A 13,753-nucleotide genomic window follows, 5' to 3' on the forward strand; every position below is an offset into this window, starting at 1 on the left:
TGCGGGGTAAATGCGCCTGCCATGTATCGGATGGATTTCGCGGAAGCAGCGTTTCGGTTTCCGGATCGGTTCGATCCGGAAACATTTGCATACAAATGAAATCGAGGGAGAGGCCGGCGGGTCTATTCGCGGCTGCGCCGTGCCGCGTGGCCCTCGCGCGAGCGCCGGCGCGGGGCGGCGTCGCCGGCGATGCCGTCCTCGCTCACCGTCTTGCGTGGCGGCAGTTTCACCGCCGCCGACAGTTTCGGGAACGGATCGACCTTGTTGGGCAGCGCCATGGCATAGACGAAATGCTCCTGGAATTTCGGCTCCAGCGCGGTCTCGATCTTCTCGATCTGGCTCACCGTCTCCTCGATCTCGCGGCGATAGCCGCGATTGAGCAGCGCCATCCGCGCGCCCGCACCGGCGGCGTTACCGACGGCCGAAACCTTGTCGAGGTCGCAGTCGGGGATCAGGCCGAGCACCATGGCGTATTTCGGATCGATGAAGGAGCCGAAGGCGCCGGCGAAATGGATGCGGTCGACATGCTCGGTGTTCTGCTTTTCCATCAACAGCTTGGTACCGGCATAGAGTGCAGCCTTGGCAAGCTGGATGGCGCGCACGTCGGTCTGGGTGATGGTGATCTTGGGTTCGCCTTCCTTCAGCACGTAGGAGAAGGTGCGGCCGTTGGCGACGACGCGCGGCGAGCGCGCGGCAAGCGAACCGTCGACGACACCGTCCTCCGAGATGATGCCGGCGAGATACATTTCCGCGACGATCTCGATGATGCCGGAGCCGCAGATGCCGGTGACGCCGGTCGCCTGCACGCTGTCGAGGAAGCCGGGTTCGTCGGACCACAGTTCCGAGCCGATGACGCGGTATTTCGGCTCCAGCGTGTCGGGATCGATGCGCACGCGCTCGATGGCGCCGGGCGCTGCCCGCTGGCCGCCTGAGATTTCGGCGCCTTCGAAGGCCGGACCGGTGGGCGAGGAGGCAGCGACAACACGCGCGCGATTGCCGAGTACGATCTCGGCATTGGTGCCGACATCGACGATCAACATCATCTCGTCCTGGCGATGCGGGCCTTCCGACAGCGTCACCGCCGCCGCATCGGCGCCGACATGGCCGGCGATGCAAGGCAGCATATAGAGGCGCGCGCCCTGGTTGAGCTTGAGGCCGATATCGGATGCCTTGATGCGGACCGCGCCGGAGACCGCGAGCGCGAAGGGGGCTCCGCCGAGCTCGGTCGGATCGATGCCGAGGAACAGGTGATGCATGATCGGATTGCCGACGAAGACGGAATCCAGGATGTCGTTGCGCTGGACGTTGCCTTCGGCGCAGACCTTATCGACGAGGCTGGAGATCGCCTCGCGGACAGCAACCGTCATGCCTTCGCGGCCATCCGGGTTCATCATCACATAGGAGACCCGGCTCATCAGATCCTCGCCGAAGCGGATCTGCGGGTTCGACGTACCCGAAGAGGCGGCGACGCGGCCCGACAGCAGCGACACCAGATGCATGGCGATGGTGGTCGAGCCGATGTCGCAGGCCAGGCCATAGGCCTCGTTCTTGAGGCCCGGCCATAGCGCGATGACGCGCGCTATGTCGCTGTCGGCATCCTTGTGGATGGCGGCGGTGGCGGTCCAGTTGCCCTTGCGCAATATGCCCTGCACCTGCGGCAGCAGGTAGAAGTCGAATTCGAGGTTTTTAAAGCCCCAATCCTTCATCAGCGCGATCTTGAGCCGGTCGAGATCGCCCAGGGGCTTGTGCATGTCGGGCTCTTCGATCTCGACATAACACATGCGGATCGCCGTATCGCGGGCGATCACCCTGGTGTCGGCATCCTTGCGGATGGTCTGAGCGTTGATGACGGTATCCTGCGGCACGTCGATGACGAGATCGCCGAGGATCTGCGCCGAGCAGGAGAGGCGGCGCCGTTCGGGCAGGCCGCGCACACGCTCGTAGCGCTCTTCCTTGGGGCCTTTGGGCGAGATGTGGTCGTTTGAGGAGGTGATCTTGTGCTTGGCGAAATTACCTTCCTGCACCTCGATCTGGCAGCGCCCGCAAGTGGCGCGCCCGCCGCACACGCTTTCGACATAGACGCCGAGCTGACGCGCGGCGTCGAGCACGGGCGTGCCGACAGGGAACCGCCCGCGCTTGCCTGACGGCATGAACAGCACGAGCGGATCGGTAATGTTTGCAGGTGAATTCACGATTGCGCGCTTATCCCCGGCCCATCCGGGCTTCACGGCCACCGCGCCGGCGGCCGCCATTGCCGCCGCCTTCGCCCGGTGCATTGACCGCTGTCGGCGCCGCCACCGGGTGACCGCCTTCGGCCGGCTTGTAGTCCTTGTAGGTGCGGATCCAGTTGGTACAGTTCTCGTCGGTGCCGTTGAGCACGTTGGCGCCGCGCACGGCTTCCATTTCCTGTGGGCGAACCGGGTTCATGATCGCCGAGGTCATGCCGGCGCCGATTACCATCGGGATGAATGCGGCGTTGATGCCATGGCGGTGCGGCAGGCCGAAGGAGATGTTGGAGAGGCCGCAGGTGGTGTTGACCTTGAGCTCCTCGCGCAGGCGGCGCAAGAGCGCGAACACCTGGCGGCCGGCATCGCCAAGCGCACCGATCGGCATGACCAGCGGGTCGACAACGACGTCGTGCGCCGGAATGCCGAAATCGGCGCAGCGCTGCACGATCTTCTTGGCGACGGCGAAGCGCACGTCCGGATCCATCGAAATGCCGGTCTCGTCATTGGAGATGGCGACGACGGGCACGTTGTATTTCTTGACCAGCGGCAGGATGGCCTCGAGTTTCTCCTCCTCGCCGGTGACGGAGTTGACCAGCGGGCGGCCCTTGGCGACCTTCAGCGCGGCCTCGATCGCGGCGGTGACGGAACTGTCGATCGACAGCGGCAGATCGACCAGGCCCTGGACGATTTCCAGCGTCTGCACCAAAAGACCAGGTTCGGTTTCGTTCGGGTTGACCGAGGTGACGCCGGCATTGACGTCGAGCATGGTGGCGCCGCAGGCGGCCTGCTCCAGCGCGTCCTTGATGACGGTCTCGAAATTGCCAACCACCATCTCGGCGGCGAGCTTCTTGCGGCCGGTCGGGTTGATGCGTTCGCCAATCACGCAGAAGGGCTGGTCGAAGCCAATGATGATTTCTCGTGTCGCCGAGGCAACGATGGTCCGGGTCATGAAATCTCTCCGTCGTGATATAAAGAGTTCTTTATATCGTTATCTCTTGTCGATCAAGCGAATGGTGCGTTCCGCGCGGGTCAATGCGCGGTCTTCACCATGTCCACCTGGGTTTCGGTAATATCTTCGTGCAGGATGCGGTCCAGCCGGTCGGCGACCATCTGGTCGTCGCGGCGGATTTCACGCTTCCATGGCTGGCGGCCCTTCAGCACGCCCGATTCATCGACGATCTCGGCGACATATTCCTCCTGGCGATAGGCCATCACATGGATGCCCGAGACACCGGGAATTTCCTTCACCTCGTTGATGATGTCGGTGCAGAGCTGCTTGCCTTCCTTCTTCTGGTCCTGGGCGCCTTCCAGCCGCTTGATGACGGCATCCGGAATATGGATGCCCGGCACGTTGGAGCGGATCCATTTTGCCGTCTTGGCCGAGGCCAAGGGGCCGACGCCGCACAGGATGAACACTTTCTCGGTGTGGCCGAGATCGCGCGCCTTCTGCATGAAGGTCTTGAACATCGGCACATCGAAGCAATACTGCGTCTGCACGAACTGCGCACCGGCGGCGATCTTCTTGCCGAGATGGATCGGGCGAAAGTCGAAGGGCGGCGCGAACGGGTTGACGGCAGCGCCCAGGAACAGCTGCGGCGGCGTCGTCAGCTTGCGGCCGGACAGAAACTTGCCGTTGTCACGCATGATGCGGCAGGTCTCCAGCAGCGACATGGAATCGAGATCGAACACCGGCTTGGCTCCCGGCTGGTCGCCGGCCTGGACGCCGTCGCCGGTCAGGCACAGCATGTTGGCGACGCCCATGGCAGCGCCGCCCAGCACGTCGCCCTGGATGGCGATGCGGTTCTTGTCGCGGCAGGCGATCTGCATGATCGGTGCGTAGCCCATGCGGGTCAGCAGCGCGCAAATACCAACCGACGACATGTGGCAGTTGGCGCCGGACGCATCGACTGCGTTGATGGCGTCGACCCAGCCGTCGAAGATCTTCGCCCTGTTGTAGACATCCTCGGGATCGGCGCTGTCGGGTGGGTTGAGCTCGGTGGTCACGGCGAATTCGCCGCGCCGCAGCACGCGCTCCAGCCGGCCGCGCGAGGTGTGGCCGGGCAGGGGATCGAGCGGCAGGTGAATGCCGGCCGGGTTCTCGTCACGCTGACGGCCGGTCATGCGGCGGCTCCGGTCTTTGGCGCGGCGGCGGCTTCGCGGGTTGCCGCCGCCTGCGCGGTGACGCGCAGCCAGGCCGAGGTTTCGCGCAGCGACTGGTCGACCGGCTTCTGCACGGTGAGGATCCTGTCGGAGTTGACCATGTTCTGCGAACCTTCCCAGGCCTTGACCCAGACGCAGGGCATATCGGGCTCGACCTCGCAATTGCCGTTGGCGCGCACGCCGCCGCAAGGGCCGTTGCGCAACTGCTTGGGGCAGTTCATCGGACACGACATACCGGTGGAGGACAGGATGCACTGGCCGCACATGCGGCAGTCGAACATAAAGCCTTTTACGCGCTTCTCGATGAATTTCACCGGGGCCTCGACGCGGCCATAGCCGATGCCCTTCCACAAGGGATGCAGCAGCAGGAACATGTCGGCGAAGCGGGCATAAAACCATTCGAGCAGGCGCGAGTGCCGAATGGACCATAATCTCACCGCGAACGAGCGCTGCACGCGGCGCTGCGGCGAGACGTCGGCCGGCTTGTAGTCGGATTTCGCCGCAGCCTTCTTGACCAACGTGGCTTGGGTAACCGTCGGGTTCTCGTCAGACATTTTCTTTCCCGCCCGCCTTGACCAGAGCGACCAGCCGCTCGCGGTCGTATTTCGCGTCGAGCTCGTGGAAAGCCTTTTCGACCTCGGCTTCGAGATCGTCACCGACCGCAACCGGTTCGGCCTTGCGCCATTCGGCGAGATAGTCGTCGGTGCCACCGGCGCCGGTGCGCATGGCGCACATGTCGATCGCCTCGGTGAAGCGCAATGGCAATTCGCGCTTGGCGTTCTGCCGGCCTTTCCTGACGATGACCTGGGCAGGGATGTCGCGCCAGTAGACGACGATAAGATCGGCCATGAATTCTCGCTCCTCGATATTCCGAGCATTGCCGCAAGCGCCGTAAGGCTGCTTGTTATGGGACGACGCGCGCGCATTCAAAAGCGACGCATTTGGATGTCGTAAAATGAAAGGTGGGTTTATTCGTTTGCGACCCATGTCGCGGCGGGGTCAATGCAGCAATATGGCGGCCGAGTTTGCGCTCTTGCCGAGGCTGGATGCGTCACCAGATGCCGGTTCTCAGCCCTGTCCAGACGTAGAACCAGATCGTTGGGTGGTACCACTGTTTCGATGGCAGCCCTGGATCGAACGTTGCGAGTTTTCCGGCCAGCGCATCGCTGACCGCCTCGACGCAGATGTCGCGCGAAAACGCCGCCTGGCGCAGCGCATAGCTAGAGATGGTGTCGCCTTGTTTGGGCTTGCCGCGCACCTGCTTCAACACGCCGCCGGTGTCGACGCCCGCATCGACCAGATGGACGGTCGTGCCGAAATTCTGCGGATCGCCTGACGTCAATGCCCAATAGCCGCCATTCATGCCGCGGTATTTCGGCGTGATGCCGGCATGATAGTTGAGTACCGGGCAAGGCATTTTGGCCAGCATCTCCCTGGAAATCAGCCTGCACCCGTTCAACAGCACGACGCCGGGCTTGATCGTCTCGATCGCCTGCAGGCATTCCGGCCCGTTGGCGGATTCCACATGGACGATGACCTGGCCTTGCCGAGGCTCCGTTTCAAGCTTCTCCTCGGAAATCAACCGGGCGGCGTGTTTGACGTTGAGCCGTTTGCCAAGCCTGCTCAGCACCATGGTGCCGAGCTGGCCCATGGCGGAGATCCAGCCCTGGCGTCGGGCGCGGCCGCGCAGCAATTGTTTTTTAGATTCAGGGATTTCGAGGACGACGGTGACAGGACCGACGCGGTCGGCGAGATCGTTGATCATGGCCCAGACATGCGCGCCGCCGCCGGTGACGACTACAATCGGTCGCGGATTGGATTCCGACGCTGCCATTGATCTTGCCATGCTCCAAGGACCGGCTGACGTGGCCGGACCTTAGGGCAGGCGGGTTAATCCTTGGTATGCCGGAAGCCTTACCAGGACATGAAGGCCGGTCAGCGTTTGAACTCCATGATGTCGAGCTTCGATTCGTAATATGGCGCGGGGAATTCGATGCGCCATTCCTTGGCGCTGTTGCGGAAGGCGTAACCGACCTGATCGGTCTGCGGACCGCTGCCATAGGGCTTTGCCCGGTCGTCGTTGACGGAGCCGGAGCCAAGATAGATCGAGCGCTTGTCGCCATCGTCGAAGAAGCGGCCCTGGGTGCGCTGCGAACCGCTGATCTTTTCCAGCCGCCAGCCGGAGCCATCATCGGTCACCCTGCATTTGAACCAGCCATAGATGACGAGTGGGCTCAGTCCGCCGACCTTGATCGTGCGGCACCGCCAGTTGCCGGTGAGATCCTTGTCGGAGAAGGCGACCAGCGGCTTGGCCAGCAGCGCGTCGAGTTGCTTGACCTCGGCGGGTTTGCCCGCCTTTGCCTCGGCGAGTGCTGCCTTGCGGGTGTCGCCATATTTGTCGAGCCGCGCCTTGTCGGAGGCGGTGATCAGTTTCTGCACTTGACCGTCGGCAAGGGCGGGCAAGGAGCAGCAGAGCAGGCCGACAACGGCAAGCAAGGGGCGGAGGTTCATCGAAGGATTCCCTGTTTTGTCTGGAACGGCGCCGCTGCCGTCTGGTGCATAACTTACCGGGTCGCTGGCGCCTGTCATCCATGCTTAACAGCGTCACGATCGAAATTCATGGTGTGACGAATGCGAATCTTGCTTACGGGATCATCGGGTTGGCTGGGAAGCGCGTTGGCGCCACGCCTGCGCGGGCTTGGACATGACGTCACCGGCCTCGATCCCGTTCCGTCGGCCGAAACGCGGATCGTCGGTTCGATTGCCGACCGTGACCTCGTGATGCGTGCCGTTGGGGAAAACCGGATCGAGGCCATCATTCACAGCGGCGCGCTGCACAAGCCCAACATAGAAAGCCATGCCAACAGCGATTTCATCGCGACCAACGTGCAAGGCACGCTAAACCTGCTCGATGCGGCGGTGGCGGCCAATGTGCAACGCTTCGTCTTTACGTCAACGACTTCGCTGATGATCTCGCAGGCGATACGCGACGGCTTCAAGGGCGGTGCGCGCAGGGCGGCGTGGCTGACGGAAGCGATGTCGCCCGAGCCGCGCAACATCTATGGAGTGACCAAGCTCTCGGCCGAACATCTTTGCCGCCTCTACCATCTTCAGCATGGCCTGCCGGTGGTCGTGCTGCGCACGGCGCGCTTCTTTCCCGAAGCCGACGACATGGCGCATGCGATCGAACAGTCGGACGCCAACACCAAGGCAAACGAACTGCTGTTTCGGCGGCTGACGGTGGACGATGCGGCGCGGGCGCATGTCGCGGCATTGGAGAAGGCGCCGGAGCTCGGCTTCGACATCTTCATCGCCTGTGCGCCAACGCCGTTCCAGCCCGATGATTGCGCGGACTTGATCGCCGACGCTCCATCGGTCGTGGCGCGTTATTATCCCGAATTTCCCGCCCTTTATGCGCGCAAGGGCTGGACGATGTTTTCCTCGATCGACCGGGTCTATGACGCGTCGCGGGCTAGGGACAGGCTGGGTTTTGTCTGCAGGACGAGCTTTGCCGATGTGCTGACGGCGCTGGCGGCGGAAGAAGCAGCCTGACGCCTTCAGGCGTTTGTTGCGGCCCGCGCCAACTCCGGCTTCAGATCGCCATAACCGGTCGAGCGGCGCTCGTAGGCGAGGCCGAGCAGAGCAGCGGCTTTTTCCGCGACGTTATCGAGTTCAGGATCATCGGTCTGCGCCAGATAGATCAGTCTCTCGTAGTTGCCGAAATAGTCCTTGATCAGCTCCGGGTGCTTGTCCAGGCCGAGCGGCTTCATGAAGAAGGCATCGAACTGACGGCACAGGAAGTCGGTCATGTAGAAAGACATCATGTCGTCGTCGGCGACCTTCGCATAGGCGTCCATGCCTTGGTAGAAGGCGAAGCAATGCGGGCCGGCCATGCGCTCGACGCCATGCTTTTCCAGCACGCGGTCAAGCAGACCGCCCGTACCGCAATCGGCATAACCGACGAAGATGTGTTCGTAACCCTCCGCCTTGGCCTTTTCGATGGCCTTGTCCATGGCCGGCGCGATGCGGTCCGGATAGAAATGAAATTCCGCCGGCAAACAGGTCAATTCCAGGTGGCTCAGCCCGAGCTGTTCCTTGACGGCCAATACCTCACGCGCAATCATTCCGCAGGCGATGACGAGCAGCCTGTCTGTCTGATTCGGTTTGGTTTTTTTCGTCTTGACCAAGTAGAACCGGCTTTCGCTGCGGGGCTAATCTATCTGTCGAGGGAGACACCGTCCATGAAACTGCTACGCATTGCGCCGATCGCCATCCTTGCCTGCGCGCTTGCACTCACGGCCTGCGCCAACACCATTCGGGGTGTCGGCAAGGATGTCAAATCGACGGCGAGGGCGGTCAAAGACACCGTCGCCAATTGATCGGCAGCCACGTCCCTCATCTGGGAACAAAAAAGCCGCGCTGCAAGGCGCGGCTTCCTTTTCGTCGTCCCGATGCCTTGGATCAGGCCGAAGCGCGCACGTTGTGCTTGCCTCTTGCCCTTGATTTTTCTTATGAAATCGCGAAAATGTTCCATTGTGTTGCATTTTTTTCGGCTATCCGAGGATTGCCGCCACACCTGCATCAAGTTCGGAAGCGTCGTCACCGCGCGGAAACAAATGCGCATAAGTGCCAGCGGTAATCAAAATCGTGCTGTGGCCGAGCCTTTCCTGAACTGTCTTCATTGGCAAGCCCAAACCTCCATCTTCCTTTCGGTTCGCGCACCAGCTTGCATAGAAATGCCGCAGCGCATGCATCCCACCATATTTAGCTTTCGGCTCGCCGTCCTCGCCGGTTACGACAACACCCGCCGCAACCTGAGCAGGGCAAAAGCCGCGCTGTACGATGTTGGCAAGCCGCTCGACATTGCCTTCGCCATTCGGAAATACGAGATCGAGTTTGCCTTTCGGACATGCCAGTTTCCATTCCCGCAGCGTGTTGGCGACTAATGGTGGCAACGGTACGTCGCGCTCGCTGGTGTCGGATTTTGGGGATCCAATGTCGTTCCAGCGGTCGGCACGCTGCCGCACGTGAATCTCGCGCTTGCCAGTATCGACATCTTGCCAGCGCAAACCGCGCAATTCCGATGCGCGAAGGCCCGTGAAGATTGCGGTTAGTAAGAGAGGGCGCCAACGGCCATCCAGCGCACCGACAATTGCCTTAACCTCCGTGGTCAGCGGGAAGTCAACGCCAGCCTGCACCTTCCGCTTCTGCCGTTTCTCGACCTTAGCATCCTTTCCGCCGCGTTTGCGCCGCATATCGCGAACGGGGTTATGGGCGACTAGCCCGCGCTCGCGCGCGTCTTCGAATATAGACGAAAGCGAAACGTGCAGCCGCTTCACCATCGCGGCGCTGCAGCCTGAATCGCGCGCCGCGTCCTCGAAGGCGCGGATGCTCGCGACCGTCATCTTGGAAAGCACAGAGGCGCCGATCAGCGGCACGATGTGTTTGCGGACATGGGTCTTGTATTCGCGCACAGAGGCGCGCTCCAGTTCGCGCGCGTCGCATGACTTCAACCATAGCTCGGCTGCCTTGGCCACTGTTGTTGATGCGCGCGCTGCGACGTGCTTGCCGTCGCGAACCTCACCGCGAACCGTGAGCAGGTAAGCGTCTGCGTCCTTCTTAAGTTCGAACTGCTTGAATCGACGCGCGCCAGCGCCATCGCGGTATTCGGCGAGCCAGGCTATCTTTCCAGATGGGAGGATTCGTTTGCGCAGCGCCATAGTCACGGCGTAGCCGAAGCGCGGAATCTTTGCAACACGCGGAATGCGCGAAGCATCTTGACATTATCACGGTAAAGCGGTACGGTGCGCGTCCAATCGAACGCAAAGCACCCATCACAGCACCACTTTCGCAGTTTTACCAAACCCTGTCAAGAACTTTTTTCGGAGGAGCATTTCGTGGAACCGGCAAACGACAATCTAGCAGCCGACATTCTAGAAGGCGCGGCAGCCATAGCGGCATGGACTGGATTCAAAAGGCGTGCCGTCTATCATGCGGTTGCCAATGGGCATTTGCCGCACTTCCGCATGGGCGAGACGGTATGCGCGCGCAAGTCGACGCTCCTGGCGTGGATTGCCCAGCAGGAGGGGAGGGCAGCAGCATGAAAATCGAACTGACTGCGGATGAGGAATCTCTGGCCGAGAAACTCGAGTTTGACCCCGGCAAAGTTCGCGACCACGAAGACTGGAAACGAAACAGCGAATTGGCGGCTCAACTGGCGCACTCAATCCTGAAACGCAAAGCCGTGCCGGATCACAGGCTACGCTATTTTACGGACCCGGATTACCACCCAGGCGGACGCAATAAGTCGCGGCGAGACAATTGGGTAGCCAACGGAAACTCATATGAGGATATCCTTCGGCACAACAATTTCCTGCCGTATCTTCGCTACTTCATCCACGGGCCGAATATCCCAAAGCGGATAATTGATGAGTTCCGGCAGGCGGTTCTGGACTGTGGTCAAGTGTCGTCTGGCGACATGCCGGAGCTTACAAAAATGGCGCGGCGCCTCTGGCGAGAGTCTGGCCGCATCTACGATGCAAACACGTTCTATCAGATGGCCTTAGAGTGCGGCCTCAACAACTTTAGAGCGCCGTCGATTCACTCCGCCATTCGACAGGCTCGCTAGATAGCGCAGTCAGATCCGCCCCGCGGCCTCAATCTCCTCGCAAGCCCATCACAAGGGCGCCGCGGGCGGCTAACCCTTAGTTCAACGGGAAATCCTACATTGCAGATCCTTTCCATTCGACGCCTGCAGGCGTCGGGCGCTGACGCGCGTTTTGATATTGCCATCACCGACCAGCTGCGCCTGTTTGGCTTGTGCCTGACCAAGAACGCCGATGGCGCCTGGCGCACCTATGCGCCCCGCAATAGCGGCGTGCGTGTTGCGAGCTTTCATCCCTCTCTGGCTGACCAGATTACCCGCGCTGCCGTAGCCGCGCTGGAGGGCGAAGCCAATGTCGGAAGATGATATCTCCCCTCCATATTGGAAGATTGACGACCCGCGCGGGCTGCTTGGTCAGACGCGGGCCGTTGCTTTGATGCGCAGCGACAAGCGCGCGTCGTATAAGCACATGGCCCTTATCGAGTTTCATTGGGGCTGGGCGCATGAGAAGTATGACTGGACCTCGCTTGCCAGCGTGCGCCGGATGCATTCGGTATTGACGGAGCGCAACCCGCTCGGCCAGCCGGGCATGACAACGCGACACATCAACAGCGGCAATCGCGAGCTATGCGAATGGGGATGGCTTTTTGAACTGGACAAGGGAAGTGGTCGCCACGCGAGCCGCTTTCTCCCCAACTACGCCGTGTTCAACATCGCCGACACAGGCAACTTCGCCAAGTTTGTAGATGGTGAAGTTACCTGTAGCGTATCCCGTGTAGGGACACACAACGGATACGAGATTTTGTGTATCCCTAATGGGGACACAGATGCGTGTACCTACGAGGTAAACGCTAATCGCTTTAGCGTATCCCCTGTGGGTAACAAAGACTCTCTTACCGGGACCGTCCTACAGGACGGGGCTACGGAAAGAGATATTGACTGCGCCGCGCCTTTGGCGCCACCGCCTGCGGCTGGCCTATCGGCCGCCACGGCGGCGGGAACGGCGCAAGACGAGACGCGAATCGCCAAGACCGGCTTTGACGAGCTATGGGATGCTTACGGCTACAAGCGCGGCAAGCCGGAAGCCAGGCGAGCATATGCCCAGCTGGCGCCTAGCGCCGATCTTCACGCCGAGATGGTGGAGTCGGCTCGAGCATGGCGAGAGACATGGGCCGCACAGGACAAGCCCGACGCGCCGCGGTTCACGCTGACCAAGTGGCTAGAGCGGGAAGAATACGAGTGCACTCCGCCAACCGCCTACAAGCCGAAGGAGCGGAAGGCCAAACCTGATGACGGCAAGCCGGCATCCAAGACCAGAGGCCACTTAACCGACCAGTTGCGTCTGCTCGAGACCGAATTCATCGGCAGCCCATTTGGCGACTATCGGATGCGGCTGAAGCTTGACGGGCCGGGCGGGGACCAAGAACACATCCTAAAGGTTCTGGCCGATACCGGCACCGGCGAGGACAACGAGGTATTTAACAAACTGCAACGAGCCTTTGGCAGTGACGCTGATGAATGGCCCGGCCAACGATTGCGGTTGGAGATGGATGGCGACCGTATTGTCGACCTCCTGCCAGAGCGGCGGCCGGACAGACGGGTTAAAATCGTGTCGGCCGCGCCGGTTGACCTGGACGACTGCAAGATGATTGTTGCGAAGGTCACCGATGATAACGGGAAGCCGGAAGGTGGCATCGAAATCACGTATGAGTCCGATGACAAGCATGAGCAGGAAAAAGGTCAGGCGCGGCTGCGGAAGCTTATAGCTGCGGTTGGCCTAGATAGCCTGTCCGACACAGACGAACTCATAGGCCGCATTCTGACCGTAACGGCTTCTGGTGACTTCAAGCCGATGCCGGTTGAATTGGCGGAGGCAGCATGACGCTCGCTGACCGCCTCCACGAAATTGCTGATCGGCTTGCCAGGTTGGTGCCATCGCACCGGGATCCGCATCGTTTCCATGAAGACAAATCCGAGCTGGTCGACGCACTGCGCCGACTGGCTGCTAACGATAACCGCAAGGCGGAGCGCGCACCATGAGGCAACGGTCAAAGAACATTCGTGCCGCCATCCGTGCTCGCGCCGACGCGATTGACGTAGCCCGCGTTGCTGCGAAGTACTGCGCCGATGCAAACCGCCAAGCCGTTGACGAAGTGTTGGACGAGGATGCCGTCGCATTCGCACACAGCGCATTGCTGGTGGGCGATGCGCTCGAGATAGTGGGCGACAGCGGCCCTTGCCTAGATCGCGCTCAGCGGCGCGCCTGGGCGGCAGGACGGCTCTTGTCAATCTTGCAGTCTATCCGACGCACCTATGCGCTCCTAGACGAGCGTAAGGGAACGGCGGCGACGATCGCCAAACTTGAACGGGAAGTCGAACATTGGCGCACCAGCGCACAGGCCGCGTGGCGAGCTTCCGGCATGGATAAAGTCGTCCCGTTTAGAGATCCGAAGCACAGCTATCATGGGACACCGGAGTGGGCAGCCTAAGATTTTTCTGATCGCCCTCTTGCGCGCAAGACCGAACACCTCCAGATTCATGCTGACTACGAAATAGCCGCACGGGTTGTGGGTTTCTACAGACTGGCAGAGAATCGGAGAGAACCCTCAAATACGTTGGCCAAAAGCGCGAGGCGGCTACCATAAGGGACCCCGCGCCGATCGATAGGAGGTGACCGTGGTCACTTTCGAATTCGAGGCCAGCCGTTCAGCTGATAGCAACTGCTATCGGTTTGTACTGAACATAAGCTTGGCCTCGGTCA

Annotated in this window: 17 protein-coding genes; 8 read left to right on the top strand and 9 right to left on the bottom strand. The window is 61.2% G+C overall.

Annotation, left to right across the window (positions count from 1 at the left end):
• Positions 1-122: 122 nt before the first annotated feature.
• The 7 genes from EN861_RS27000 to EN861_RS27030 form a co-directional block, all read right to left on the bottom strand.
• Positions 123-2,252: an ASKHA domain-containing protein gene (locus EN861_RS27000; RefSeq protein WP_135866668.1), complete on the bottom strand. Its 2,130-nt coding sequence runs from the start codon at positions 2,250-2,252 to the stop codon at positions 123-125.
• The gene (locus EN861_RS27005; RefSeq protein WP_135866672.1) at positions 2,203-3,177 is read right to left on the bottom strand and encodes a methyltetrahydrofolate cobalamin methyltransferase; all 975 of its coding nucleotides are present in this window, start codon (positions 3,175-3,177) and stop codon (positions 2,203-2,205) included. The genes EN861_RS27000 and EN861_RS27005 overlap by 50 nt, the downstream gene beginning before the upstream one ends.
• An 80-nt stretch (positions 3,178-3,257) precedes the next feature.
• Complete coding sequence (locus EN861_RS27010; RefSeq protein ID WP_127278052.1) at positions 3,258-4,349, bottom strand: methylenetetrahydrofolate reductase; 1,092 nt, start codon at positions 4,347-4,349, stop codon at positions 3,258-3,260.
• Positions 4,346-4,942, bottom strand: coding sequence for a methylenetetrahydrofolate reductase C-terminal domain-containing protein (locus EN861_RS27015; RefSeq protein ID WP_127278053.1), 597 nt, complete (start codon positions 4,940-4,942; stop codon positions 4,346-4,348). The genes EN861_RS27010 and EN861_RS27015 overlap by 4 nt, the downstream gene beginning before the upstream one ends.
• A complete protein-coding gene (locus EN861_RS27020; RefSeq protein WP_127278054.1) occupies positions 4,935-5,237 on the bottom strand; it encodes a virulence factor in 303 nt (100 codons plus the stop codon). Before EN861_RS27020 ends, EN861_RS27015 begins: the two co-directional genes overlap by 8 nt.
• A 202-nt stretch (positions 5,238-5,439) precedes the next feature.
• Complete coding sequence (locus EN861_RS27025) at positions 5,440-6,222, bottom strand: formyl transferase (protein WP_127278055.1); 783 nt, start codon at positions 6,220-6,222, stop codon at positions 5,440-5,442.
• 101 nt (positions 6,223-6,323) lie between these two features.
• Positions 6,324-6,899, bottom strand: a complete 576-nt coding sequence (locus EN861_RS27030; protein WP_127278056.1) for a DUF4893 domain-containing protein — start codon at positions 6,897-6,899, stop codon at positions 6,324-6,326.
• Between the two features lie 120 nt (positions 6,900-7,019).
• Between EN861_RS27030 and EN861_RS27035 the strand changes: the two genes are divergently transcribed.
• Positions 7,020-7,940: an NAD(P)-dependent oxidoreductase gene (locus EN861_RS27035; protein WP_127278057.1), complete on the top strand. Its 921-nt coding sequence runs from the start codon at positions 7,020-7,022 to the stop codon at positions 7,938-7,940.
• A 5-nt stretch (positions 7,941-7,945) separates the two neighbouring features.
• Here the strand turns inward: EN861_RS27035 and EN861_RS27040 are convergent, their stop codons facing one another.
• Positions 7,946-8,575: a DUF1638 domain-containing protein gene (locus EN861_RS27040; RefSeq protein WP_127278058.1), complete on the bottom strand. Its 630-nt coding sequence runs from the start codon at positions 8,573-8,575 to the stop codon at positions 7,946-7,948.
• Positions 8,576-8,629: 54 nt separating this feature from the next.
• Here EN861_RS27040 and EN861_RS27045 point away from each other — a divergent pair, with 54 nt between their 5' ends.
• Complete coding sequence (locus EN861_RS27045) at positions 8,630-8,767, top strand: entericidin A/B family lipoprotein (RefSeq protein ID WP_019858698.1); 138 nt, start codon at positions 8,630-8,632, stop codon at positions 8,765-8,767.
• 174 nt (positions 8,768-8,941) lie between these two features.
• Here the strand turns inward: EN861_RS27045 and EN861_RS27050 are convergent, their stop codons facing one another.
• On the bottom strand, positions 8,942-10,108 hold the full coding sequence (locus EN861_RS27050) for a site-specific integrase (RefSeq protein WP_135866674.1): 1,167 nt from the start codon (positions 10,106-10,108) through the stop codon (positions 8,942-8,944).
• Positions 10,109-10,285: 177 nt separating this feature from the next.
• On the opposite strand from EN861_RS27050, the gene EN861_RS27055 reads away from it, so the two are divergent.
• From EN861_RS27055 to EN861_RS27075, 6 genes are all read left to right on the top strand, one after another.
• On the top strand, positions 10,286-10,492 hold the full coding sequence (locus tag EN861_RS27055; RefSeq protein ID WP_135866676.1) for a DNA-binding protein: 207 nt from the start codon (positions 10,286-10,288) through the stop codon (positions 10,490-10,492).
• Positions 10,489-11,016, top strand: a complete 528-nt coding sequence (locus tag EN861_RS27060) for a hypothetical protein (RefSeq protein ID WP_135866678.1) — start codon at positions 10,489-10,491, stop codon at positions 11,014-11,016. Before EN861_RS27055 ends, EN861_RS27060 begins: the two co-directional genes overlap by 4 nt.
• Before the next feature lie 99 nt (positions 11,017-11,115).
• A complete protein-coding gene (locus EN861_RS27065) occupies positions 11,116-11,358 on the top strand; it encodes a hypothetical protein (RefSeq protein WP_135866680.1) in 243 nt (80 codons plus the stop codon).
• Complete coding sequence (locus EN861_RS27070) at positions 11,345-12,874, top strand: hypothetical protein (protein WP_135866682.1); 1,530 nt, start codon at positions 11,345-11,347, stop codon at positions 12,872-12,874. The genes EN861_RS27065 and EN861_RS27070 overlap by 14 nt, the downstream gene beginning before the upstream one ends.
• Positions 12,871-13,032 carry a hypothetical protein gene (locus EN861_RS35575; protein WP_189343744.1) on the top strand — a complete coding sequence of 54 codons (162 nt, stop codon included), beginning with the start codon at positions 12,871-12,873 and terminating at the stop codon, positions 13,030-13,032. The genes EN861_RS27070 and EN861_RS35575 overlap by 4 nt, the downstream gene beginning before the upstream one ends.
• Positions 13,029-13,481, top strand: a complete 453-nt coding sequence (locus EN861_RS27075; protein WP_135866685.1) for a hypothetical protein — start codon at positions 13,029-13,031, stop codon at positions 13,479-13,481. Before EN861_RS35575 ends, EN861_RS27075 begins: the two co-directional genes overlap by 4 nt.
• The last annotated feature ends 272 nt before the right edge of the window (positions 13,482-13,753 follow it).

Origin of the sequence: Mesorhizobium sp. M8A.F.Ca.ET.218.01.1.1, from assembly GCF_004791165.1 — a bacterium.
Lineage (GTDB): Bacteria > Pseudomonadota > Alphaproteobacteria > Rhizobiales > Rhizobiaceae > Mesorhizobium.

Excerpts from the sequence above, each read along its gene's own strand:
- EN861_RS27070 (WP_135866682.1), top strand. The coding sequence starts at position 11,345 with ATGTCGGAAGATGATATCTCCCCTCCATATTGGAAGATTGACGACCCG.
- EN861_RS27035 (WP_127278057.1), top strand. The coding sequence starts at position 7,020 with ATGCGAATCTTGCTTACGGGATCATCGGGTTGGCTGGGAAGCGCGTTG.
- EN861_RS27075 (WP_135866685.1), top strand. The coding sequence starts at position 13,029 with ATGAGGCAACGGTCAAAGAACATTCGTGCCGCCATCCGTGCTCGCGCC.
- EN861_RS27025 (WP_127278055.1), bottom strand. The coding sequence starts at position 6,222 with ATGGCAGCGTCGGAATCCAATCCGCGACCGATTGTAGTCGTCACCGGC.
- EN861_RS27010 (WP_127278052.1), bottom strand. The coding sequence starts at position 4,349 with ATGACCGGCCGTCAGCGTGACGAGAACCCGGCCGGCATTCACCTGCCG.
- EN861_RS27045 (WP_019858698.1), top strand. The coding sequence starts at position 8,630 with ATGAAACTGCTACGCATTGCGCCGATCGCCATCCTTGCCTGCGCGCTT.
- EN861_RS35575 (WP_189343744.1), top strand. The coding sequence starts at position 12,871 with ATGACGCTCGCTGACCGCCTCCACGAAATTGCTGATCGGCTTGCCAGG.
- EN861_RS27000 (WP_135866668.1), bottom strand. The coding sequence starts at position 2,252 with ATGGCGGCCGCCGGCGCGGTGGCCGTGAAGCCCGGATGGGCCGGGGAT.
- EN861_RS27030 (WP_127278056.1), bottom strand. The coding sequence starts at position 6,899 with ATGAACCTCCGCCCCTTGCTTGCCGTTGTCGGCCTGCTCTGCTGCTCC.
- EN861_RS27005 (WP_135866672.1), bottom strand. The coding sequence starts at position 3,177 with ATGACCCGGACCATCGTTGCCTCGGCGACACGAGAAATCATCATTGGC.
- EN861_RS27015 (WP_127278053.1), bottom strand. The coding sequence starts at position 4,942 with ATGTCTGACGAGAACCCGACGGTTACCCAAGCCACGTTGGTCAAGAAG.
- EN861_RS27050 (WP_135866674.1), bottom strand. The coding sequence starts at position 10,108 with ATGGCGCTGCGCAAACGAATCCTCCCATCTGGAAAGATAGCCTGGCTC.
- EN861_RS27060 (WP_135866678.1), top strand. The coding sequence starts at position 10,489 with ATGAAAATCGAACTGACTGCGGATGAGGAATCTCTGGCCGAGAAACTC.
- EN861_RS27020 (WP_127278054.1), bottom strand. The coding sequence starts at position 5,237 with ATGGCCGATCTTATCGTCGTCTACTGGCGCGACATCCCTGCCCAGGTC.